Raw genomic sequence first — 21816 nt, 5'->3', positions numbered from 1 at the left:
AAAGGCGCAACGCGGCTCATTATCGCTTTGCTTGCAGCTCAAACTGTCTAAGTGCATTTCAGATGAATTTGCAGTATATATAAAGTTGAGAAGAAATTCTCGCGTGGGCACGAGGGGTTGTCGCCAGTCTTTCTTAGATTTATTCCGAACCTTACCAACTATCTCTTGTATTTTTTGAGAAAGTAAGATTTGGAGTTGTTTTCAACCTCTCGATTGGGACTTTGGTCTTAATACACACATGGACTTTGGTCTTAATGCCCTCAAGCTGAAATGGACTAGTGCTCTCGATCGCCGAGACAGCGGCAGTCAATTGAGCGCCGTAAGTTCAATGCGCAAGGGGTAGACCCGGGCGGGTGCATTTTTGCACCTAAGGATTGTATCCCTCCTCTTAATGCGATCCAATCTGAGGGAGAATCTCCATGGCACTCGACATCACGACCCAAGACATCATCATCGATGAAACCGCCGGTCTGACCGACGACGATATCAGCCCCTCTGCTCCGCCGCACGTCGGCAACACCACGCTGCAATATCTGTTGGGTCTCGACGCTGCGGGCGGGCTAGCCTCACCGGAGGTCGCCTACCAGAGCAACTTCGTGGTCGCATCGGCGAGCGCTGGAGAAACCATCACCTCGGTCGTTCTCACACAGAATTCTTCCGGGACCCCGTTTTCCACCACAGTCGGCGTCAACAGCGGCATCCGGACGGTGGATGGCAATTATGTCTGGCTGTTCCAGGATCCGACGCATCCAAACGTCGTGATCGGCGTCATTGGTACTGCCAACCCGCTCGCCGAACCCGCAGAGACCGGGCCGCTTGCCTTCTCGCTCGCACTGATCAGCACCAGCGCCACCAATGCGGACCTCTATACGGTTCAATACGTGCCCTTGCTCCATACCGATGCGACCAACCCCGACGACCGCATCGATCTGACCAACAAGGTATTCGCCTCGGTCACCGGAACGTCGGTGGTGAATTTCAGCCAGCTTGACGACGCCCCGTCCGGACACAACAACTGGTATATTCTCGACGCCGATGCAGCGAGTCCGCAGAAGATTCTCGTCACGGCTCACGACGCCGACGTGCAAGCGGAAGTCAATGTCAGCACGCAAGGCTTCGGTGTCGCATCGCAAGACGTCCGCTTCGGCCGCGAGCTTCAAATCGACTTGATCACCGGCGGCACCCAGAGCGCGGGCAAAGACTTTACCGACACGCCAACCGCGCCTGACTACGGCTCTCACCTCGAGAACGTCTCCAGCGCGGGTTTTACGATCTCGCAGTCCACGCCGACCGACAGCCTGGCTGACATCGAAATCCATGCCTATAACAACAACGACAATGTTGAAGGCGCGGCGTTCCCCGGTGACGACAATGATACCGAGATCAATATCACCGGCGTGACCTTCAAACTGAACGGCGTCGCAACGACTGCCGCGGCGCTCGGCATCACCGTCAACCTCACCGGCAATGGCCTGATCCTGGAGAATGTCGGCGAGGGCGTGACGATCGATTTCACCACCGCGGGCGGGGCTGGCGGAACCTTTGACCGCTTTACCATCGCGAATATCGACACCGAGCATGACTTTTTCGATGTCAAGGAAGTGCATTATGGCGGTGAGGTCAGCAACGCTTATAACGAAGAGGTCGGCTCCTTCATCAACTTCGACGACGACGGACCGACGATGACGGCAACCGGCGTCCCCCCGGAGCTGACGGTCGACGAGACCAACCTGGCCGGCAACGACAGCGCCGACTTCTCGACCTTCTTCACCTCCAATGCCGGTGCAGATGGCGACGACATCACCTATGCGCTCGGCATCAACCAGGTCACCAATGTCAGCGGTCTCACCGACACCGAAACCGGCCAGTCCGTCCTGCTCTTCATCGAAGGCGGCAACGTCGTCGGCCGTGCCGGCTCGGCTGCTGGTGCGATCGTCTTCACCGTCAGCGTCAGCGCTGCCGGCGTCGTCACCCTCGACCAGGCCCGGGCGGTCGTTCACGCCGACGCCACCAACCCGGACGATAGCAGGACCTTGGCTGCCGCCGACCTCGTCACTCTGACGGCGACCATCACCGACGGTGATGGCGATCAGGCCACAGCCACCCACAATATCGGCCAGAACTTCAACTTCGAGGATGACGGACCGACGATCACCGTGCCGTTCGATGGCAACCCCGCTATCACGGGCATCCAGCATGAGACCCTGGCGAATGTGCTCAACGCATCGGCCAGCGGAGCCTTCGGCTACAACATCGGCGCGGATGTTCACACGGCCGCATTCTACACCGGCGGCGGTTCCGACTTCGTCGATCAGAATGGCGCGGCCGGCGTCCAGATCGGACTGACCGGCACGATCACCGGCGGCGGCGGAGGCAACCTCCTCACCTCGAATGTGACGCTTGCGTCGGAGAACCTCACCTCCGCGACGTTCAACTTCACCTTCACCTATGACAAGGACCCGGCGGCGGGCGTCCAGACGGGCACCGCAGGAGGCACCCTGGTCTTCGACAAGGTCGCCGACACCTATACCATCAACCTGACCGACCCGCTCGAAGGCTTCACCTTCGACGTTCTCCACACCAGCGAGCTCTTGTCCAAGGAGCCCACGGGCAATACCGGCCATCCGCAGATCGTGGTGGAACGGCTGCAGGCGGACGACCCGAACACGGCTGCCGATGAAGACTTCTACGTGCAGTTCACGGGCAACGCGATCGACAGATCCAACCCGTTCCGCCTGACGAACAATGGCGAAGGCACATCGGCCGACGCCACCTTCACCATCGGTGGCCACGAGATGGTCAGCAACAACAATGAGACGTGGGTGTCTGCGACGCAGAGCACCAACGGTGTCGCCGGCGACACGATCCAGAAAGACGAACTGCTCACATTGCGGTTCTTCAACAGCAATGTCGGCATTGCCAACGAGGCCACCGCCCCGACAGCGACCGCCGGCACCATGGCCATCAAGTTCGACGGCATCGGCAACAGCGAGGACCTGATGCTGATCCTCAACCTGATCGACATGAACGGCGCCGACAACATCGCCGGCACTGCGGACGACAACGCGACGATCACCCGGGCCATGTATGTGTCGAATGCCGACATCTACAGGACGGGTCAGGTGCCGGCCCCGTACAATAGCGAGTTCACGCTCGACAATAATGACGGCCTCGTGATCGTCGAGCAGAACGACTACAACGCCGCCGGCGAAGACTACGTGCTGCAGGGTGTCCAGATCATGCAGTCGGGCAACGGGATCACCGGCAACAATACGGCGATCGACCTGAACAGGACGACCGGCTCTGGCGGCGGCAGCAATGCGACCACCAGTCTGGTGAACTTCGACGCCACCGATAACGACGTGCTGAAGATCACGGATATCGGCTTCACCTCGACGGTGACCGAGACGCCGAATGCCAATCTCGACTTCGCCTTCCAGGTGGCGGACGCGGATGGGGACCAGACAGCGATGCAGCACATCCTTGTCGACGTCGCCTGACACTTGAGCAAACGGGGGCAGCCGAGGCTGCCCCCGTACTGTCTTTGCATGCTGTGTAATCTCGTACACCAGAGACATAGTGATGAAAACAAACCAACAGCCCCCTGCCCTGCAGGTGGTGATGAAAGAAGCCAGACGCGCCATCCGGCCGCTGGTCTGGTTCAGCGCCGGCATCAACATGCTGATGCTGACCGGGGCGCTTTATATGCTGCAGGTCTACCACCGCGTCTTGTCCAGCCACAGCCTGGAGACCTTGCTGATGCTGTCGCTGATGGCGGCGGCGGCCCTGGCGACAATGGCGGGGCTGGAGGTGGTGCGCGGGCGTCTTCTGGCAACCGTCGGATCGTGGATGAACGCGCGCCTGGCGCCGGTTCTCCTGACCGCATCGGTGGAATATGCCGCCACGGCGCCCGGCCAGGCCAATGCCCGGCCGCTGCGCGACCTCGACCAGGTGCGGAATTTCTTCACCAGCCCGAGCATCTTCCCTATCCTTGACGCACCTTGGGCGCCGCTGTTTTTCGCCGCCATATTCTTCATGCACCCTTGGCTGGGCTGGCTGGCGCTGTGCGGCGGGATCGTCCTGTTTGCGTTGGCGTTGCTCAACGAATACCTCACACGCAAGCCGTTGACCGAGGCTGCAAGCGCGCAGTCGCGGGCATACGTCCAGGCCGAGGCGGCAATCCGAAACGCCGAGGTCGTGCAGGCAATGGGCATGTTGAAGCCACTGCTGGAGGGTTGGAAGGTCCAGCAGGACGAGGCAAACAAAGGACAGGTTCTTGCTGCCAACCGTGGCGGCGTCATCGCAGCCCTCGCCCGTTGCCACCGGCTGGCCCTGCAAATGGCCATACTGGGCCTTGGGGCTTATCTCGTCCTTCGGAACCAGGCTTCACCCGGGATCATGATTTCCGCCTCAATCCTGATGGGCCGCGCATTGTCCCCGGTCGAACAAGCGATCGGAACATGGAAGGCGACGGTCGGAGCGCGCGCCGCTTACAAGCGTCTCACCGCCGTCGCCGGGCAGCACCCGGAGGCCACGCCGGTTCTGCCACTACCGCGACCGAAAGGCAGGTTCGAGGCCGACAATATCGTGCTTGGCCGGCAGGGCGGCGAGCCTATCCTGAAAGGCATCAGCTTCCACCTCGAGCCGGGTGAAGCAATGGCGCTGATCGGCCAGAGCGCGGCCGGCAAGACGAGTCTGGCGCGAATACTGGCCGGTGCCTGGCGCCCATCCGGAGGGCGTGCCTTGCTCGACGGCATGGACGTTGCCCAATGGGCAGCGGAGGACCGTGGTCATTATGTCGGTTATCTGCCGCAGGACATCGAGCTCTTCGCCGGTACCGTCTCCGAAAACATCTGCCGTTTCGCAAAGCTCAGCCCGGTGGTCTTCGACAAGGTGGTCAAAGCCGCGCAGCTGGCGGGCGTTCACGAACTGATCAAAGGACTGCCGAAGGGTTACCTCACCGAGATCGGCGAATCCGGCGCGGTCCTCTCAGGCGGGCAGCGCCAACGCATCGGGTTGGCGCGGGCGCTTTACGACGACCCGGCCCTCATTATCCTGGACGAGCCCAATTCCAACCTCGACCGCGACGGTGAGGAGGCGTTGATCGCAGCCCTCGGCACGGTCAAGGCGGCGGGCACGACCGTTATCCTGATCGCGCACCGACCGAACATCATGGAGACGGTCGACAAAATACTCGTGCTCAACCGAGGCCAACAGGACCTCTTCGGCCCACGCGACTATGTCTTCAATGAACTCGCCGCGCGGGTCCACAAGGTCACCCAGATGCCGACCATCGTGGCAAAATAGGCATGAAAATGAAAACAGACATGAAGGACATGAAGGTCGTCCCCTTACCCGTTTCGCCACCCGCTGCGCCGGTACCGTTGCGTCTTGCGGGCGTGACCTTCGCCGGATTCGCGATCATGTTCCTGTTCTTCGGCGGGGCCCTGGGTTGGGCAGCGCTTGCACCGCTGGACAGCGCCGCAGTGGCGCCTGGCGTCATCAAGGTTGCCGGCGACCGCAAGCTCATCCAGCACCTCGAGGGCGGCATCATCGCGGAGTTGAATGCCGCCAACGGCGATATCGTCGAGACGGGTAAGGTCCTCATCCACCTCGACAGCACACAGGCAAAGGCGAAGCTTGATCTGATCCAGAACCGGATAGCAACGCGCGAGGCGCTGGCCGCTCGCCTCAAGGCCGAGCGTGATGGCAAGGCCGAGATCGAGTTTGATCCCGCCTTGCTCGCAAACTCCGCCAAAGCGGCAAAGGATGCGGTGGCCTCACAGCGTGACGTCTTCGCGGCGAAGCACCACAATTTGCAGGACGAGCGGGAAATTCTCAGCCAGCGCCGTCGCCAGACCGCGGAAGAGATCACCGGACTGGAGGAACTTATCATCACCGAGGACAAGCAGATCGAGGCGCTCGAGGGCGAAACCAAAGACCTCGACAGTCTGCTCAAGCGGGGGTTGGTCACGCGCGAACGGAACCTGCTGCTCAAACGGCAACAGCGGGAGATCGAGGGAGAACGCGCCACCAACGTCGCGGCCATCGCTCGCGCCAAAAGCGCCATGGCCGAGATCGACATGCAAAGCTTGAACCTCGGCACGGTGCGGCTCAACGAGGCCGTCGAGGAGTTGAGCAAGGTCGAGGCGGAGTTGTTCGACCTCAGACAGGAGGAACGTACCGCCAGGGACGTGCTTGCCCGCACCAATGTGGTCGCACCCGTTGACGGCATCATCATGGACCTGAAGGTCCACACGGCGGGCGGTGTCGTGAAACCCGGCGAGACACTGATGACGGTCGTGCCGCTCGGGCAGCAGCTCGTGGTCGAGGCCATGGTCAGACCGGAGGACGTCGAGACGATCGCCCCCGGCCAGGCCGCGCGCGTCAGTTTCCCGGCCTTTGCCCGCTACAACCTCCCGCCACTCGACGGCGTCGTGGAGATCATCTCGGCTGACCGGATGGGGGAGGAGCGCAGCGGCGCGCCCTATTTCGCCGCGACCGTGCTGATCGACAAGAGCGAACTCGCCAAGCTGGAGGGCCGCAAACTGCTGCCCGGCATGTCGAGCGAGGCGATGATCCGGACGGGGGCCCGCACCGTGCTTGCTTATCTGGCTGAGCCGATCACCCAGAACTTCCGTCGGGCGCTGCGGGAAAAATAGCCCCAGGCCGCCAACCGATCACGCCGCCTTTGCGGCGTGATATTCCTTGATGGCGACCATCTTGATCGCCGGATAACGCTCAGACTCATAACGCAGCGAGAAACCGTCCTGGGCGAGGAAGACCGGATCGCCGTCGAGATCGCGGGCGATATCGCCGCGCTTGACGGTGAGGAACTTGTCGAGATCGGCCGGCTGATCGGCCGAGATCCAGCGGCAGACGGAGAAACGCGACATTTCGAAGGAGACGGGCAGGCCGTATTCGGCCATTAGCCGCTCCTTCAGCACGTCGAGCTGCAGGGCGCCGACGACGCCGACGATCGCCGGCGAGCCGTCTTCCGGCGAAAACAGCTGGACGACGCCTTCCTCGGCCATCTGCTGCAGGGCTTCCTTGAGCTTCTTTGCCTTCATCGCGTCTTCCAGGCGCACGCGGCGCAGGATTTCCGGCGAGAAGTTCGGCACGCCCTGGAAGACCAGGGATTCGCCTTCGGTCAGCGTATCGCCGATCCGGAGCGTCCCGTGGTTGGGAATGCCGACGACATCGCCGGCATAGGCGGTGTCAGCGAGCTGGCGCTGCGAGGCGAAGAAGAATTGCGGCGCCGTCAGGCCAAGCTGCTTGCCGGTGCGGGCGAGCCTGGCCTTCATGCCGCGCTCGAGCTTGCCGGAGCAGATGCGGGCAAAGGCGATGCGGTCGCGATGGTTGGGGTCCATGTTGGCCTGGATCTTGAAGACGAAGGCCGTCATCTTGTCGTCCGTCGCATGCACCGTCCTGGTATCGGCGACCTGGTCACGCGGCGGCGGCGCGAAATCGCCGAGCGCGTTGATGAGGTCGCGAACGCCGTAATTGCGCAACGCCGAACCGAAGAAGACCGGCGTCATATGGCCTTCCAGGAAGGCCTGGCGGTCGAAGGGGCGGCAGGCCTCGATCGCCAGCTCCGTCTCCTCGACGAATGCCTGGCGCTCGTTTTCCGGCAACCGGCCGGCAACGCTCTGCGGGCCGTTGACCGGCGTTCCCTCGATTTCGGTATCCGACCCGCGCACCGTGTTGGCGGCAATATTGTAGGAACCGCAGAAGGTCTTCGAGCGGCCGACCGGCCAGGTGATCGGCGCCGTATCCAGCGCCAGCTTCTCTTCCACCTCGTCGAGGATCTCGAAGGGATCGCGGCTTTCGCGGTCCATTTTGTTGATGAAGGTGATGATCGGAATATCACGCATGCGGCAGACTTCGAAGAGCTTCAGCGTGCGCGGCTCGATACCCTTGGCGGCGTCGATGACCATGACGGCGGCATCGACGGCCGTCAGCGTGCGATAGGTGTCGTCGGCGAAATCCTCGTGACCCGGCGTGTCGAGGATGTTGAAGACATTATCGTTATATTCGAAGGTCATCACCGAGGTGACGACCGAGATGCCGCGTTCGCGCTCGATCTTCATCCAGTCGGAGCGCGTCTGCATTCGATCCTTCTTCGCCTTGACTTCACCGGCAAGCTGAATGGCGCCGCCGAACAGCAGCAGCTTTTCGGTGAGCGTCGTCTTACCCGCGTCCGGGTGGGCGATAATAGCGAATGTGCGGCGGCGGGAGACCGCCTCGGCGAGACTTTCGGCCATACTTGTGAATCCTGTGGAATTGCCGCGTATCTAGCGATTAAAGCCCGGCAATGCAATTGACCTTGCCCTTCCACGCGCAAAGTAATGGCCCATGACCATTCATCACGATCTCAGCCCGACGCTGAACCTCATCCGCCTGCCGAATGGCGAAGGCCTCGACCTGCCCGCCTATGAAAGCAAGGGGGCGGCCGGCATGGACCTGCGCGCCGCCATCGACGAGGCGACACCACTGACGCTTCTGCCGGGCAAACGGGCGCTGGTGCCGACCGGCTTCATCTTCGAAATCCCCGAGCATTTCGAGGGACAGGTGCGGCCGCGCTCCGGCCTCGCCTTCAAGAACGGCATCACCTGCCTGAATTCGCCGGGTACCGTCGACAGCGACTATCGCGGCGAGGTGAAAGTGCTGCTCGCCAATCTCGGCGAGGAGCCCTTCGTCATCGAGCGCGGTATGCGCATCGCCCAGATGGTGATCGCACCGGTGACGCAGGTGCGGGTGGCGGAGATCACCGAGGCCAGCGAAACGCTGCGCGGCGCAGGCGGCTTCGGCTCCACCGGCGTGTGATGACCAGGCGCTTCGACAGCGCTGGCCTGACCTTCCGGCAGGATTATTTCGGCGATCCCGCCGGCTGGGCGGCGCTGGTCAACCTGCTTCAGGATATTTTCGGCATCGATATCGGGCCGCTGCAACAGCTCGGCGGACCCGATCCCTCCAGCATGCCTTTCGGCTGGTTTGACGGCAATGGCGAGCTTGCGGCGAATATCTCAGCCTTTGCGCTGCCCTTCGTCATCAACGGCAGGATCGTCCATGCCGCCGGGCTTCAATCAGGCGCCGTGCGGCCACGATGGCGTGGCCGCGGGCTCTATCGCGACGTGACGGTAAAGGCGCTCGACTGGTGCGAGCGGCAGGGCTTTGAAGCCGTCATCCTCTATACCGACAAGCCGTCTCTCTACGAACCTTATGGTTTCCGTGCGATACCGCTGCACCGATACGAGGGAGCGGCACCCGCCCCTTCGGCATCAGCCGCACCCGCCCGGCTGCTTGCGCCGACGCATGCGGATGATCTTGCCCTGCTGCAATCGCTGCTGAAAAGACGAAGCCCGGTTTCGACATCGCTTGGTGTCACCGTCAATGCGGCGATGTTTCTGATCAATACCCAGCTCGATCCCGATATCCGCCTCAGCTTCCTGGAAGACCGGCAGGCGGCCATCGCCTGGAAGATCGACGAGACGGGCCGCTTCCGTCTTCTCGACGTGGTGGCGGCGGAGATGCCCTCGCTTGCAGCAATCCTCGGCGGGTTGGAGATCGTGCCCGCCACGGTCGAGGTGCTTTTCTGTCCCGACAGGCTCGGCTGGGCAGGCGTCCCGCAACCGTTGGAAAGCGGCACGAGGCTGATGCTGCGCGGGCTTGGCGATACTATCCCGAATTTCCCGGCGATGCTGTCGCCGATGGCGGATTTTTAGAGCAGCTCCAGCAAAGGGACCGGTTCTGTCGACGTTTACTTTTTCCGGGAAAGCGGCGGCAGGCGGCGTTTGACCGGTGAGGCCTTGATCATCGAGGTGTTGGTTTCTGCCCTTTCGGCAACCCGGTCGAGCAGGCCGTCGAGCTCCGCCATCGAGCGGATGACCAGGCGGGCGATGAAACAATCCTCACCGGTGACCTTGTCGCATTCGACGATTTCGGGAATGTCCTGGATGATGCGCTCGACGATGTGCAGCTGCCCCGGCAACGGACGCACGCGCACGATCGCCTGCAGGGGATAACCGACGGCGGCGGGATCGAGATCAATGGTGAAAGCCTTGATGACGCCGCGCTCCTCCAGCCGGCGCAGGCGCTCGGCGGCACTCGGCGAGGACAGGCCGACCTGCTGCGCCAGCTCCTTCAGCGAGATCCGGGCATTGCCGGCCAGCGCTTCGAGGATGGCCTGATCGACCTCGTCGAGCGATTGCACATCATTAGCCATGGCGATCCACTTTCCTATGATGATTAGGCGATATCGATCATCTTCCTTTTTATCCTTATATAAAATCGCCTCCGGCCGCAATATTATCATGCCATCAAAGGCGGAGGTTATCATGGGTAGCGACATCAGACGGGGCACGGTGGAAATGACGGCAGCGATGCTGATCTCGGGGACGATCGGCTGGTTCGTCGTCATGTCGGGACAGCCCGTCAGCGGCGTGGTCTTCTGGCGCTGCCTGTTCGGCGCGCTCACCTTGCTTGTCATCTGCGGCGCTCTCGGGCTGCTGCGGCCCGGTATCATCACGCTGCGCGCCTTCGGCATCGCCATTTTTGGCGGCGTCGCCATCGTCTTGAACTGGCTGTTGCTGTTTGCCTCCTATTCGCATGCGACGATCTCGATTGCGACGACCGTCTATAACACCCAGCCTTTCATGCTGCTGGTGCTCGGTGCGCTCTTCCTCGGCGAGAAGATCACCGCCACCAAGCTGTTCTGGCTGACGCTCGCCTTCGCCGGCATGATTGCCATCGTCGAGGCAAAACCGGAGGCGGGCGGAGCGATATCGGAGGGCTACGGCCTCGGCATCCTGATGGCGCTCGGCGCCGCCTTCTTCTACGCCTTGGCAGCGCTGGCCGCGAAATGGCTCAAAGGCACGCCGCCGCATCTGATCGCGCTTATCCAGGTCGCCACCGGCATGCTGATGCTGGCGCCGATGACCGACTTTTCAAATCCGCCGCAAGATGTCGGCGGCTGGGCGATCCTCGTCACCGTCGGCGTCGTCCATACCGGGCTGATGTATGTGCTGCTCTACGGCGCGATCCAGAGGCTGCCGACGCATCTCACCGGCGCGCTGTCCTTCATCTATCCGATCGCCGCAATCCTCGTCGACCGGCTGGCTTTCGGCCACGCGCTGCAGCCGATGCAGATCGCCGGTGCGGCGATTATCCTGCTTGCCGCCGCCGGCATGAATCTCGGCTGGACGCCGCGCTGGCTGCGGCCGCGGGCGCTCGAGGGCTGAGAGCTGGGCGTCCCGACAGCGACGGCTGAGACGTCCGGTTGCCGATGTTACCTCTGCGGGCGTGTCGTTTCGAACAGGAACCAGGTGCGGCGCTCGCCCTCGTCGATCCAGTTCTCGATCAGGCTGGCGGTCGCGACGTCATTATGCTCGTCGCAAAGGCCATGCACCTCGCGCAGCAGCGAAACGAGCTGCGCATTGTCCTCGCGCAATTCCGACAACATGTCTTCGGGCGTAACGAAATCGGCGTCATTGTCCGAAAGGCGCTGCTGGCGGGCGATCTGGCCAATGGAGCGCAGCGTCGTGCCGCCGATCTTGCGGGCACGTTCGGCAATGTCGTCGGTCATGGCGAAGATCTGCTCGGCCTGTTCGTCGAGCAGCAGATGATAGTCGCGAAAATGCGGGCCGGACATGTGCCAGTGGAAATTCTTGGTCTTCAGATAAAGCGTGAAGACATCGGCAAGCAGGGCGGTCAGCGCCGCCGAGATATCGGTAATGGCGTTGGTCGACAGGCTGGACGGCGTCTTGAGCGGCGAAAGCCTGCGGGTTTCGGCTGAGCTGGGGGACATTCATTTTCTCCTTGGTGATGAAAATCTCCGCGGCGTTGCGCTCCCTTTCGGGAGACGCGGAGGACGCTGATCGCGCATTTGCAGAGGGAGAGATAGCAAGGCGGGGTCGCTTTCCAAGTAGATCATGGTTCAGCAGACCTATTCTTTATGGTTATGGACGGATCAGCGCCAAAGCATTGATGCGGCAGCAAGGCTTGCCTATAGAGGGCGGCAGAAGCCCTGTGGGTTAAGAAGATGAGCCTCACCGTCCTGATCACCTATGCCGGAGCGCTGTTGATCGCCGCGGCCATTCCCGGACCTGGGATCACCGCGATCGTCGCACGGGCGCTCGGCTCGAATTTCCGCGAGACCTTCTTCATGGGCCTCGGCCTGGTGCTCGGCGACATGACCTATCTCACCGCGGTCATTCTCGGCCTCGCCTTCGTGGCGCAGAGCTTCACCGAGGTGTTCATCGCCATCAAGATCGCCGGCGCCCTCTATCTCGGCTACATCGCCTGGAAGCTCTGGACGGCGGGATTGCTGCCGCAGGATATCGCGGCGCGCAAATCGAGCAATATCGGCCTGTCCTTCCTCTCCGGCCTGCTGGTGACGCTCGGCAATCCGAAGACGATGCTGTTCTATGTCGCCCTGGTGCCGACGCTGATCGATATCGGCCATATCGGCTTGTCAGACTATGCGCTCCTGCTCACTGTTACCTTCGTGGTGCTGATCGTCGTGCTGGTGCCCTATATGCTGCTTGCCTCGCGAGCCCGGACGATGCTGAGAGAGCCGCGGGCCTTGCAGGCGCTGAACCGGGTTGCGGCCGGTATCCTGGCGGGCACGGCGGCCTTCATCGCCACGCGGGCTGCCTGAAATAAACATTCGACAAGAAACGGTTTTCAAAGGTTTTTTTCTCCGCGGACCGCATCTCCGGGCCGAACGCGCTCTGGCCTAGACCGGCCTTTGACCCTATTCTCCCCTCGATTCCAGGGGCAGGATTTCAAAGGGAGAGCACCCATGTCGCACAAACCCGGCCGCGGCCGCATCTATTCCTCGATCACCGAAACCATCGGCGATACGCCGCTCGTGCGCTTCGACAAGCTGGCGCGGGAAAAGGGCGTCGTGGCGAACCTGATCGGCAAGCTCGAATTCTTCAACCCGATCGCCTCGGTCAAGGACCGCATCGGCGTCGCGATGATCGAGAGCCTCGAAGCGCAGGGCAAGATTACTCCCGGCAAGACGGTGCTGATCGAGCCGACCTCCGGCAACACAGGCATCGCGCTTGCCTTTGCCGCCGCCGCCAAGGGCTACCGGCTGATCCTCACCATGCCGGAAACGATGTCGGTCGAGCGCCGCAAGATGCTGGCGCTGCTCGGCGCCGAGCTGGTGCTGACCGAGGGCCCGAAGGGCATGAAGGGCGCCATCGCCAAGGCCGAGGAACTGGCGTCGTCGCTGCCCGATGCCGTCATTCCACAGCAGTTCGAAAACCCGGCCAATCCGGAGATCCACCGCAAGACGACGGCCGAGGAAATCTGGAACGATACCGACGGCACGGTCGATATCGTCGTCTCCGGCATCGGCACCGGCGGCACGATCACCGGCGTCGGCCAGGTGCTGAAGAGCCGCAAGCCCGAGATCAAGATCATCGCCGTCGAACCCGCGGATTCGCCGATCCTGTCGGGCGGCAACCCAGGCCCGCACAAGATCCAGGGCATCGGCGCCGGCTTTGCGCCGAAGATCCTCGATACCGGCATCTATGACGAGGTCGTCACCGTCACCAATGACGAAGCCTTCGAACAGGCGCGCCTCGTCGCCCGGCTCGAAGGCGTACCGGTCGGCATCTCCTCGGGGGCAGCGCTGACCGCCGCCATCAAGGTCGGCAGCCGTCCCGAAAACGCCGGCAAGAACATCGTCATCATCATCCCCTCCTTCGCAGAGCGTTATCTCTCGACGGCGCTGTTTGAGGGGCTGGGGAGCTGAGGCAGAGCTTGGCCGGGCATTCATCTTCGTACGTGGCGCGGCGCTTCGGTCATGCTCGGGCTTGTTCTGCAGCCGGTTGATATCCAGCGGATCCTCGCATCAGGCTACGGCAGTCCGGTTTGCGCCGAATGACTGCCCCTCACCCTAACCCTCTCCCCGTAAACGGGGCGAGGGGACGTGCCCTGAGAGGCGGGAGAGGAACGGAGAGGTTACGGCTATCCCCCTTCGCCCCGCGAGCGGGGAGAAGGTGGCGGCAACCGGATGAGGGGCTGGCCTCGGCAATCTCCTTGACCGAGGTGTCGAAGATGACCACACCGATCATTTTCGGTTGGCCCTCTGAGGCGGCTGCGTTCCAATCGTAATGGCATCAAGACCACGGCGAGAAGTCATGCAAGGGATCGAATTATCACGCGGTTTCTATACTGATATCGTTCGGCCCTGGTTGAGCGAGGCTGCGCCAGAGCTCCGCTATTCCGCCGCACTGATCGGCTATGGTTCGGAGCTCATCGGTTTTGACGACGAGGTTTCCAAGGACCACAATTGGGGGCCACGCGTCCACATCCTCCTGAGCCGAGATGATTTCGGCAATTGTGCACGGCGATTGGTCGATGAATTTTCCAAATTTGCGCCGGCTGACTATCTTGGAGAACCTATCGGCTGGCGCAGCCGACCACATCCGGCGTCAAATAGCGTCGAGGCAGCCGGAGCGCTTGAACACGGACTGGAATTTCATACGCTCGAAGCGCTACTGGAAGGCCACTTCGCCGTTCGGTCGGTGGGAAACCTCAACGCTCTTCAATGGCTGGGCTTCGCAGAGCAAAAGCTTCTCGCCTTCACATCAGGCGCCGTCTTTCATGATGACGACAGCCGCTTGAGCCAGGCCCGTGATCGCCTGGGATATTTCCCAGAAGACGTGTGGCTCTACAAGATTGCGTGTCAGTGGCGGCGCATCTCTGAAGAGCAGGCATTTGTCGGTCGCGCGGGGCAAGTCGGAGACGACCTGGGTTCGCGGGTCATCGCCGCGCGGCTGGTGCGGGACGTGATGAGAATGGGGTTCCTGCTCGAGCGCCGGTACGCCCCCTATTCGAAATGGCTCGGCAGCGGCTTTGCCAGGCTCCCGATCGCAGAGGCGCTCTCACCCCACCTGAAGCGGGCCTTACATTCGAATGCATGGACAGCGAGAGGACGCGCTCGCTTGGGCTTACCTGGAATTGGCGCACAGGCAAAATGCGATCGGCATCGCCTCCTTCGAGCCAATCGTGGGTCCATACCATGACCGGCCATTTACGACCATCAACGCTGACGATGCGGTAGAGACCACGTGTTCAGCGATAGCGGACGCGTCGATCAGACAGTTGCCGATTGTCGGCTCTTTGGATCAGGTCAGCGACCTTACGCCCTTGCTTGAAGACGCCAAGCTCTCTCAAAGGATGATGAGCCAGTTACGCAGTTGATCGCTCTGTCATTCCGAAAGCGGGCCGTTGCACAGCGTGTGTTACTATCCTGCGCATGACGAATTGAAATTCATTTTACAGAGTATTTGAGTGCTTCGGCGCCCCTTTTCCTACGCCGCCGCCGTCAGCCTCTCCCCGGCGATCCTGTAGGAGATCGCTTCGGCGAGATGGATGCGGCCGACCGTCGGTTTGCCGTCGAGATCGGCCAGGGTGCGGGCGACCTTGAGGACGCGGTGGTAGCCGCGGGCGGAGAATTTCATTTTCTCGGCGGCGTCGCGCAGCAGCTGCAGGCCGCCAGCATCGGGCTCGGCCAGTTTCTCGATCATGGCGGTGGAGCAGCGGGCATTGGTACCGATGCCTTTTGCGCCGGCGCTTTCGAAGCGCTCCTGCTGGATCTCGCGGGCGCGGGCGACGCGGCGGGCGACGTCGGCGCTGCTTTCGGCCGCCATCGGCCGGATGAGATCGGCGGCGGAGACGGCCGGCACGTCGATGCGGATATCGATGCGGTCCATCAGCGGGCCGGAGATGCGGGCCTGGTAGTCGCTCATGCAGCGCGGGCCGCGGGCGCAGCTATGACCGGGCTCGCCGGCCATGCCGCAGCGGCAGGGGTTCATTGCCGCGATCAGCTGGAATTTCGCCGGATAGGAAACGCGGTGATTGGCACGCGCGATGACGCACTCGCCGCCTTCGAGCGGCTGGCGCAGCGCATCGAGCGCCTGCGGCGTGAACTCTGGAAATTCGTCGAGAAACAGCACGCCGTGATGGGCAAGCGAGGCTTCGCCCGGACGGGCGCGCAGGCCGCCGCCGACGAGGGCGGCCATGGTGGCGGAATGATGCGGGGTGCGGAAGGGCCGGCGGTCGGAAAGCTTGCCGCCGGAGAGCTGGCCGGCGATCGAGTGGACCATCGACACCTCCAGCAGTTCGGCGGCCGAAAGCGGCGGCAGGATCGACGGCAGCCTGGCCGCCAGCATCGACTTGCCGGAGCCTGGAGGCCCGACCATCAGGAGATTATGGCCGCCGGCGGCTGCGACCTCCAGCGCCCGCTTGGCGCTTTCCTGGCCCTTGATCTCGGCAAGGTCCGGCAGGTTGGCGGCATTGGCGCGGATCGATGCCTCCGGCCTGGAGAGGACCTGCGTGCCGCGGAAATGATTGGCAAGAGCGATCAGGCTCCGGGGCGCGAGGATATCGACATCGGCGCCCGCCCAGGCAGCTTCGGCGCCGCTTTCGGCCGGGCAGATCAGCCCCTTGCCGAGCGCATTGGCGCCGATCGCGGCCGGCAGCGCACCTGCGATGGCGGCGATCGTGCCATCGAGGTTGAGCTCGCCGACAACGACAAAATCCGACAGCGCATCGGCGGGAATAGCGCCGAGGGCGGCCATCAGCGCAAGGGCGATCGGCAGATCGAAATGCGAGCCTTCCTTCGGCAAATCGGCGGGCGCCAGATTGACGGTTACCCGCCTGGCCGGCAGCGCCAGGCCGGAGGCATGGAGGGCGGCCTGCACCCGCTCGCGGCTTTCGGCAACCGCCTTGTCGGGCAGGCCGACGATCTGCATGCCGACCTTGCCGGGCGCGACCATGACCTGAACCTCGACCGGCACGCCTTCGATGCCCTGGAATGCCACCGTGCTGACACGCGCGACCATAAACCCATCCCCTTGCCGCAAACTCTTATACCGCCCCCGGCCCTTGAAAGCCAGCGGTTGCAATCTGGCATGGAATCGGGAATAAAACAAGAACAATCAAGGAACGTATCTGGATATCCGCGGCGACCGGGTTGTACCCGGCCGCGGGATCAAAACGGGCATGATTTGCCGGTCAGCCGCGTTTGCGTTCGATCGCATCCCAGAGCAGGCTTGATATATCGGCGCCGCCGAACTTCTTGACCTCGCGGATGCCCGTGGGCGAGGTGACGTTGATCTCGGTCATGTAATCGCCGATCACGTCGATGCCGACGAGCAGGAAGCCGCGTTCTCTCAGCGCCGGGCCGATGCGGGCGCAGATTTCCTGCTCGCGCGACGTTAGTTCGGTCGCCTCGGCGCGGCCGCCGACATGCATATTGGAGCGGCTGTCGTGCTCGGCCGGGACGCGGTTGATGGCGCCGGCAAATTCACCGTCGACCAGGATGATGCGTTTGTCGCCCTTGCGCACATCGGGCAGATATTGCTGGGCGATGAAGGGTTCGCGGAACAGCTGGCCGAACATCTCCAGCAGCGAGGAGAGGTTGCGGTCGTCGCGGGTTGAATGAAAGACGCCGGCGCCGCCATTGCCGTAGAGCGGCTTCAGGATGATATCGCCCATCTCGTCGCGGAAACGGCGGATCTCGGCCGGGTCCTTGGTGATCAGCGTCTTCGGCATCAGGTCGGAAAATTCGGTGACGAAGATCTTCTCCGGCGAATTGCGCACCCAGGCCGGATCGTTGACGACCAGCGTCTTCGGGTGAATGCGCTCGAGCAGATGCGTCGAGGTGATATAGGCCATGTCGAAGGGCGGGTCCTGGCGCAGCAGCACGACATCCATGGTGGCGAGATCGACGCGCTCCGGCGCACCAAGCTCGACGTGATCGCCCTTGACGTCGCGCAGCAGCATCGGCTCGACGCTGGCAAAGAGCTTGCCGTCGCGGAAGCTCAGGCGGTCGGGCGTATAATGGAAGAGCCGGTAGCCGCGCGCCTGGGCTTCCAGGCTCATGGCGAAGGTGGAATCACCTGCGATATTGATGCCGGCGACATGATCCATCTGGACCGCTACATTGGTGATCTTGGCCATTTCCGTCCCTTCCTGACTGCCGGACAGATGTAGGTCGGCCAGATTTCAAACGCAACGGCCAATCAAGGCCTTCCGGGGCACCCTGATCATCGCGTCTCAAGGATCCGCATCAGCCGGCCGCGATAGCTGTCGAGAATAACGGCGAGCACGATGACGGCGCCGATGACGATCGGCTTGATATTGTCGTCGGCGCCGAGCAGCTGCAATCCCGTCGACAGCACCTGCAGAATGCAGGCGCCGACCAGCGTGCCGATGATCGAGCCTTTGCCGCCGGAGAGGCTGGTGCCGCCGATGATGACGGCGGCGATGGCGTTCAACTCATAGCCGATGCCGGCAACCGGGCTGCCGACATTGAGGCGGAGCAGATAGACCATGGCGGCAATGCCGGCGGTCAGCCCGGAGATCGTGAAGACCGCGATCTTGTATCTTTTCGGCTGATGCCCCGACAGCCGCACAGCCTCTTCATTGGTGCCGATGGCAAAGACGAAGCGCCCGAAGACGGTATAGCGCAGCACGAACCAGCCGATCAGGACGACGACGATCGCAATCAGGAAGATCGACGGAAAGATGCCCCAGAAGATCAGGTTGCCGAAATCGACGAAAGGCTGCGGCAGGCCTGTTATCGTGGAGTTGTCGCTGACCACGCGGGCCAGGCCGCTGGCGACGTTCAGCATGCCGAGGGTGACGATGAAGGACGGAAGCTTCCACTTCTCGCAGATCCAGCCATTGACCGCGCCAAGGATGGCGCCGGTGCCCATCGACGCCAGACAGGCGAGAACAATCGCCTGCCATGGCGAAAACGCCGGATTGATCATGATCGTCGCACCGATGACCGTGCAAAGGGCAAGCAGCGAGCCGACGGAGAGATCGATGCCACCGACGAGGATGACGAAGGTCATGCCCGCGGCCAGCACGGTGTTGATGGCGATCTGCACGAAGATCTTCAGAAAATTCTCCGGCGTCGCGAAATAGGGCGCCGTCGCCGAGAAAAACGCCAGGATCAGGATGAGGGCGATGGCGACGCCCGCTTCCTTCATCGAGATCCGGATCAGCTTGTCCCAGACGCTCACCTCTTTCGCCCCAGTTTTCGCCTCGGTCTGTTCTTCAATGTTGGCGGACACGGCTGTACTCCTTGTAGGCGAGCGAAAGGATCCTGCTCTCGTCGAATTGGTCCCGGGCTATTTCCCCTGCGATCTTGCCGTCGGAAAAGACGATGATGCGATGGCAGATGCCGATCAGTTCCGGCAGATCGGAAGACACGACCAGGACACCTTTTTGCTCGGCCGCAAACTTCCACAGGAGCTCATAAATCTCGGCCTTGGCACCGACGTCGATCCCGCGGGTCGGCTCATCGAAAATCAGCACCTTGGGACCGCGGAACAGCCATTTGGCAATGACGACCTTTTGCTGATTGCCGCCGGAAAAGGTCCTGACGGCCTGACGGATGGACGGGGTCTTGATCCGCAGCTCACGCACGAGGCGCTGCGCGTGATCCTCCTCGGCCCTTCGCCTGATCAGGCCGTTGCGGGAGATCTTGGCGAGATCGGTGATGGTGGTATTTTCGGCGCAGCTCATATCGAGCATCAAGCCCTGCATCTTGCGATCTTCGGTCGCCAGGCAGAGCCCGGCCGCAACGGCATCCTGCGGCGAGTGGATCTCGACCGGCTCGCCATTCAGGCGAATTTCGCCGGCCGCCTTGGCGTCGGCGCCGAATATGGCGCGAACCGCCTCCGTCCGGCCGCTGCCGACGAGACCGGCAATACCGACAATCTCGCCCTTTGCCACGGAAAATGACAGTTCCGGGCTATGGCGCGTCACCTTCAGGCCGGAGACGCCGAGCGCCTCGCCTGAGACCACGCTGTCGCCGCGGAAAATGCCGTGATCCGAAAGCTTGCGCCCGACCATGAGCTCGACGATGTCGGGAATAGCCAGCCCTGCCAGCGGCCGGGTGATCACGTGTTGGCCGTCGCGCAGCACCGTCACATCGTCACCGACTTCGAAGATCTCCTCCAGCCGGTGCGAGATATAGAGCGTGGTGACGCCTCGCTGCTTCAGGCGTTTCAGAATTTCAAAGAGGCGATCGACCTCCTTGGAGGTCAGGGTTGCCGTCGGTTCATCGAGAACGAGAAGCTTGCTTTCGTAACAAAGCGCCTTGGCGATCTCGACCAGCTGAAGCTGCGCGACGCTGAGGCGGCTCGCCAGCGTGGTCGGGGCCACATCGAGGCCGACCTCCTCCAGGAGTTCGGCTGCCCTCTTATTCATTTCCTTGTAGTTCACCAGGCCGTAGCGGCGCGGCAGATGCTCGAAGAGCAGGTTTTCGGCAACCGTCAGGTTGGAAAGCGGATGCAGCTCCTGGTGAATGACCCGGATGCCCGCCTTGAACGCCTCCAACGGCGAGGCAGGATGGTATGGCTTGCCGTCAAACAGGATGTGGCCGTCATCCGGCCTGAAGACGCCGCCGAGCAGATTGATCAGGGTCGACTTTCCAGCCCCGTTCTCGCCCAGAAGAACGTGCCCCTTGCCGCGGCCGATCCGCATGGAGACATCCTTGAGCGCCACAACGCCGGGGAAGCGCTTGCCGATCCCCTCCAGCCTCAGAATGTCGTCATCTGCTGTGTCTGACACGTCGACCTCATGCATGGTCTCTTCAAACCTCGGCGCAACGCGCATCGGAGAGGCCCGAACGAGCCTCACCCGGAGCGATCAACGCGTCAATCGATTGGTGGAAATGGCGTCGGCCGCAGCCGGCGCCACATTCGCTTTTGGGGCCGGCAATCCGACTATTTCAGATCGGCTGCCGTGACCAGCTTGACGTCGGTCTTGACCCAGCCGGTGAATTTTTCGCCGGCCAGTTCCCGCATGCCATAGTCGATGCCCATGACCGCCATCTGCGCGCCATACTGCTCGACGGTGGCAAGCATCTTGCCGTCCTTGATCAGCGGCTGAACCGGCGGGATGTTGTCGAAGCCGACAACCTTGATCTTGCCGGCCTGGCCGGCCGCATCGAGCGCCTTGACGACGCCGAGGGCCATGGAGTCATTGGCCGCCATCACGCCCTGAATATCCTTATATTTCGTCAGGAAATTCGTCATGACGGTATTGGCTTCCTCGGTCTCCCAATGGGCCGTCTTGCTGTCGAGAAGCTCAAGCTTTCCCGACTTGACGGAATCCATGAAGCCTTCCTTGCGCTCCTTGGCATTGTCGGCCTCGGGATTGCCCTCGAGGATGACGACCTTGGCGCCCGGCCCCAGATCCTTGGCCAGTGCATCGCCAGCAAGCTTTGCCCCTTCCTGATTGTCGGGGCCGAAGAAAGCGAGATCGATCCCCGCCTTCTTCTTGGCATCGGCATCGAGCGGCACGTCGATGTTGATGACCTTGACGCCGGCCTTCACAGCCTTTGCCAGCGGGGTCGCCATCGCCTTGGAATCGGCGGGCGCCACGACGATGATATCGTATTTCTGCGTGACGAAGTTTTCGACGGCATCGACCTGCGAGGCGAAATCGCGCTCGTCCTTCATGCCGACGGCCTTGAAGTCGAACTTGTCCTTGTTCTCGGCCGCATATTTGTCGGCGCCGGCCTTCATCTGCTTGAAGAACTCATTGGACAAGGACTTCATGATCAGGCCGACCTTCGGCTTGCCGGCGGCAAAGGCGGGCGACACGCCGCAGGACAGCGCCAGCGCCAGGGCGCCGGCAAGTCCGACCTTCAACGCCGTACGGCGCGGCGCACTGATCAAGACGGATTCACGCTTCATAGAATGGGACATTTTTCTCCTCCCGAACGGTTCTGGGCTCAGCTCCATCTGAGTTGCCCGCGGCAATGAACCGTTTCCA

17 protein-coding genes are annotated in these 21816 nt (G+C 62.2%); 9 read left to right on the top strand and 8 right to left on the bottom strand.

All coding sequences use genetic code 11. From position 1 onward, the window contains the following. The first annotated feature begins 419 nt into the window (after positions 1-419). From FHT69_RS24630 to FHT69_RS24620, 3 genes are all read left to right on the top strand, one after another. Positions 420-3500, top strand: a complete 3081-nt coding sequence (locus FHT69_RS24630; protein WP_183906096.1) for a DUF5801 repeats-in-toxin domain-containing protein — start codon at positions 420-422, stop codon at positions 3498-3500. An 82-nt stretch (positions 3501-3582) separates the two neighbouring features. Next, positions 3583-5307 carry a type I secretion system permease/ATPase gene (locus tag FHT69_RS24625; protein WP_183906095.1) on the top strand — a complete coding sequence of 575 codons (1725 nt, stop codon included), beginning with the start codon at positions 3583-3585 and terminating at the stop codon, positions 5305-5307. A gap of 2 nt (positions 5308-5309) precedes the next feature. Beyond that, positions 5310-6662 carry an HlyD family type I secretion periplasmic adaptor subunit gene (locus FHT69_RS24620; RefSeq protein ID WP_246780758.1) on the top strand — a complete coding sequence of 451 codons (1353 nt, stop codon included), beginning with the start codon at positions 5310-5312 and terminating at the stop codon, positions 6660-6662. Positions 6663-6680: 18 nt separating this feature from the next. On the opposite strand, the gene FHT69_RS24615 is transcribed toward FHT69_RS24620, so the two are convergent. After that, positions 6681-8264 (bottom strand): peptide chain release factor 3, encoded by a 1584-nt coding sequence (locus FHT69_RS24615; protein WP_063474801.1) that lies wholly within the window; start codon positions 8262-8264, stop codon positions 6681-6683. A 91-nt stretch (positions 8265-8355) separates the two neighbouring features. Between FHT69_RS24615 and dut the strand changes: the two genes are divergently transcribed. After that, complete coding sequence (gene dut, locus FHT69_RS24610) at positions 8356-8826, top strand: dUTP diphosphatase (RefSeq protein WP_097594975.1); 471 nt, start codon at positions 8356-8358, stop codon at positions 8824-8826. After that, positions 8826-9725, top strand: coding sequence for a GNAT family N-acetyltransferase (locus tag FHT69_RS24605; protein WP_183906094.1), 900 nt, complete (start codon positions 8826-8828; stop codon positions 9723-9725). The genes dut and FHT69_RS24605 overlap by 1 nt, the downstream gene beginning before the upstream one ends. Before the next feature lie 35 nt (positions 9726-9760). Here FHT69_RS24605 and FHT69_RS24600 read toward each other — a convergent pair whose 3' ends face one another. Continuing rightward, positions 9761-10225 carry an Lrp/AsnC family transcriptional regulator gene (locus tag FHT69_RS24600; RefSeq protein ID WP_028757687.1) on the bottom strand — a complete coding sequence of 155 codons (465 nt, stop codon included), beginning with the start codon at positions 10223-10225 and terminating at the stop codon, positions 9761-9763. Positions 10226-10337: 112 nt separating this feature from the next. Here FHT69_RS24600 and FHT69_RS24595 point away from each other — a divergent pair, with 112 nt between their 5' ends. Further along, positions 10338-11240 (top strand): DMT family transporter, encoded by a 903-nt coding sequence (locus FHT69_RS24595; protein ID WP_028757397.1) that lies wholly within the window; start codon positions 10338-10340, stop codon positions 11238-11240. A 47-nt stretch (positions 11241-11287) separates the two neighbouring features. On the opposite strand, the gene FHT69_RS24590 is transcribed toward FHT69_RS24595, so the two are convergent. Beyond that, positions 11288-11806 (bottom strand): Dps family protein, encoded by a 519-nt coding sequence (locus FHT69_RS24590; RefSeq protein WP_028757396.1) that lies wholly within the window; start codon positions 11804-11806, stop codon positions 11288-11290. A 234-nt stretch (positions 11807-12040) separates the two neighbouring features. Between FHT69_RS24590 and FHT69_RS24585 the strand changes: the two genes are divergently transcribed. The 3 genes from FHT69_RS24585 (at position 12041) to FHT69_RS24575 (ending at position 15041) form a co-directional block, all read left to right on the top strand. Further along, positions 12041-12658, top strand: a complete 618-nt coding sequence (locus tag FHT69_RS24585) for a LysE family translocator (protein ID WP_183906093.1) — start codon at positions 12041-12043, stop codon at positions 12656-12658. Between the two features lie 144 nt (positions 12659-12802). Further along, entirely contained in the window at positions 12803-13765 is a 963-nt protein-coding gene (gene cysK, locus FHT69_RS24580) for a cysteine synthase A (RefSeq protein ID WP_125841891.1), read from the top strand. A gap of 388 nt (positions 13766-14153) precedes the next feature. Then, positions 14154-15041 (top strand): DUF4037 domain-containing protein, encoded by an 888-nt coding sequence (locus FHT69_RS24575; RefSeq protein ID WP_246780757.1) that lies wholly within the window; start codon positions 14154-14156, stop codon positions 15039-15041. A 288-nt stretch (positions 15042-15329) separates the two neighbouring features. Here FHT69_RS24575 and FHT69_RS24570 read toward each other — a convergent pair whose 3' ends face one another. The 5 genes from FHT69_RS24570 to FHT69_RS24550 all read right to left on the bottom strand — a co-directional run bounded on the left by FHT69_RS24570 (position 15330) and on the right by FHT69_RS24550 (position 21749). Next, positions 15330-16862: a YifB family Mg chelatase-like AAA ATPase gene (locus FHT69_RS24570; protein WP_183906092.1), complete on the bottom strand. Its 1533-nt coding sequence runs from the start codon at positions 16860-16862 to the stop codon at positions 15330-15332. A 172-nt stretch (positions 16863-17034) separates the two neighbouring features. Then, positions 17035-17982 carry a glutathione synthase gene (gene gshB / locus FHT69_RS24565; protein ID WP_183906091.1) on the bottom strand — a complete coding sequence of 316 codons (948 nt, stop codon included), beginning with the start codon at positions 17980-17982 and terminating at the stop codon, positions 17035-17037. A gap of 86 nt (positions 17983-18068) precedes the next feature. Beyond that, positions 18069-19103, bottom strand: a complete 1035-nt coding sequence (locus FHT69_RS24560; protein WP_028757442.1) for an ABC transporter permease — start codon at positions 19101-19103, stop codon at positions 18069-18071. Further along, a complete protein-coding gene (locus FHT69_RS24555; protein WP_183906090.1) occupies positions 19087-20622 on the bottom strand; it encodes a sugar ABC transporter ATP-binding protein in 1536 nt (511 codons plus the stop codon). Before FHT69_RS24555 ends, FHT69_RS24560 begins: the two co-directional genes overlap by 17 nt. Positions 20623-20762: 140 nt before the next feature. Then, positions 20763-21749 (bottom strand): sugar ABC transporter substrate-binding protein, encoded by a 987-nt coding sequence (locus FHT69_RS24550; protein ID WP_028757440.1) that lies wholly within the window; start codon positions 21747-21749, stop codon positions 20763-20765. Between the last annotated feature and the right edge of the window lie 67 nt (positions 21750-21816).

This window comes from Rhizobium sp. BK008 (genome assembly GCF_014197345.1).
GTDB lineage: Bacteria > Pseudomonadota > Alphaproteobacteria > Rhizobiales > Rhizobiaceae > Rhizobium > Rhizobium anhuiense.
Note: the sequence above shows the minus strand (reverse complement) of the source record. Positions and strands in the feature narration are given on the sequence as shown.

Excerpts from the sequence above, each read along its gene's own strand:
- gshB (WP_183906091.1), bottom strand. The coding sequence starts at position 17,982 with ATGGCCAAGATCACCAATGTAGCGGTCCAGATGGATCATGTCGCCGGC.
- FHT69_RS24630 (WP_183906096.1), top strand. The coding sequence starts at position 420 with ATGGCACTCGACATCACGACCCAAGACATCATCATCGATGAAACCGCC.
- FHT69_RS24615 (WP_063474801.1), bottom strand. The coding sequence starts at position 8,264 with ATGGCCGAAAGTCTCGCCGAGGCGGTCTCCCGCCGCCGCACATTCGCT.
- FHT69_RS24620 (WP_246780758.1), top strand. The coding sequence starts at position 5,310 with ATGAAAATGAAAACAGACATGAAGGACATGAAGGTCGTCCCCTTACCC.
- dut (WP_097594975.1), top strand. The coding sequence starts at position 8,356 with ATGACCATTCATCACGATCTCAGCCCGACGCTGAACCTCATCCGCCTG.
- FHT69_RS24550 (WP_028757440.1), bottom strand. The coding sequence starts at position 21,749 with ATGTCCCATTCTATGAAGCGTGAATCCGTCTTGATCAGTGCGCCGCGC.
- FHT69_RS24590 (WP_028757396.1), bottom strand. The coding sequence starts at position 11,806 with ATGTCCCCCAGCTCAGCCGAAACCCGCAGGCTTTCGCCGCTCAAGACG.
- FHT69_RS24575 (WP_246780757.1), top strand. The coding sequence starts at position 14,154 with ATGCAAGGGATCGAATTATCACGCGGTTTCTATACTGATATCGTTCGG.
- FHT69_RS24555 (WP_183906090.1), bottom strand. The coding sequence starts at position 20,622 with ATGCATGAGGTCGACGTGTCAGACACAGCAGATGACGACATTCTGAGG.
- FHT69_RS24625 (WP_183906095.1), top strand. The coding sequence starts at position 3,583 with ATGAAAACAAACCAACAGCCCCCTGCCCTGCAGGTGGTGATGAAAGAA.
- cysK (WP_125841891.1), top strand. The coding sequence starts at position 12,803 with ATGTCGCACAAACCCGGCCGCGGCCGCATCTATTCCTCGATCACCGAA.
- FHT69_RS24585 (WP_183906093.1), top strand. The coding sequence starts at position 12,041 with ATGAGCCTCACCGTCCTGATCACCTATGCCGGAGCGCTGTTGATCGCC.
- FHT69_RS24595 (WP_028757397.1), top strand. The coding sequence starts at position 10,338 with ATGGGTAGCGACATCAGACGGGGCACGGTGGAAATGACGGCAGCGATG.
- FHT69_RS24570 (WP_183906092.1), bottom strand. The coding sequence starts at position 16,862 with ATGGTCGCGCGTGTCAGCACGGTGGCATTCCAGGGCATCGAAGGCGTG.
- FHT69_RS24605 (WP_183906094.1), top strand. The coding sequence starts at position 8,826 with ATGACCAGGCGCTTCGACAGCGCTGGCCTGACCTTCCGGCAGGATTAT.
- FHT69_RS24600 (WP_028757687.1), bottom strand. The coding sequence starts at position 10,225 with ATGGCTAATGATGTGCAATCGCTCGACGAGGTCGATCAGGCCATCCTC.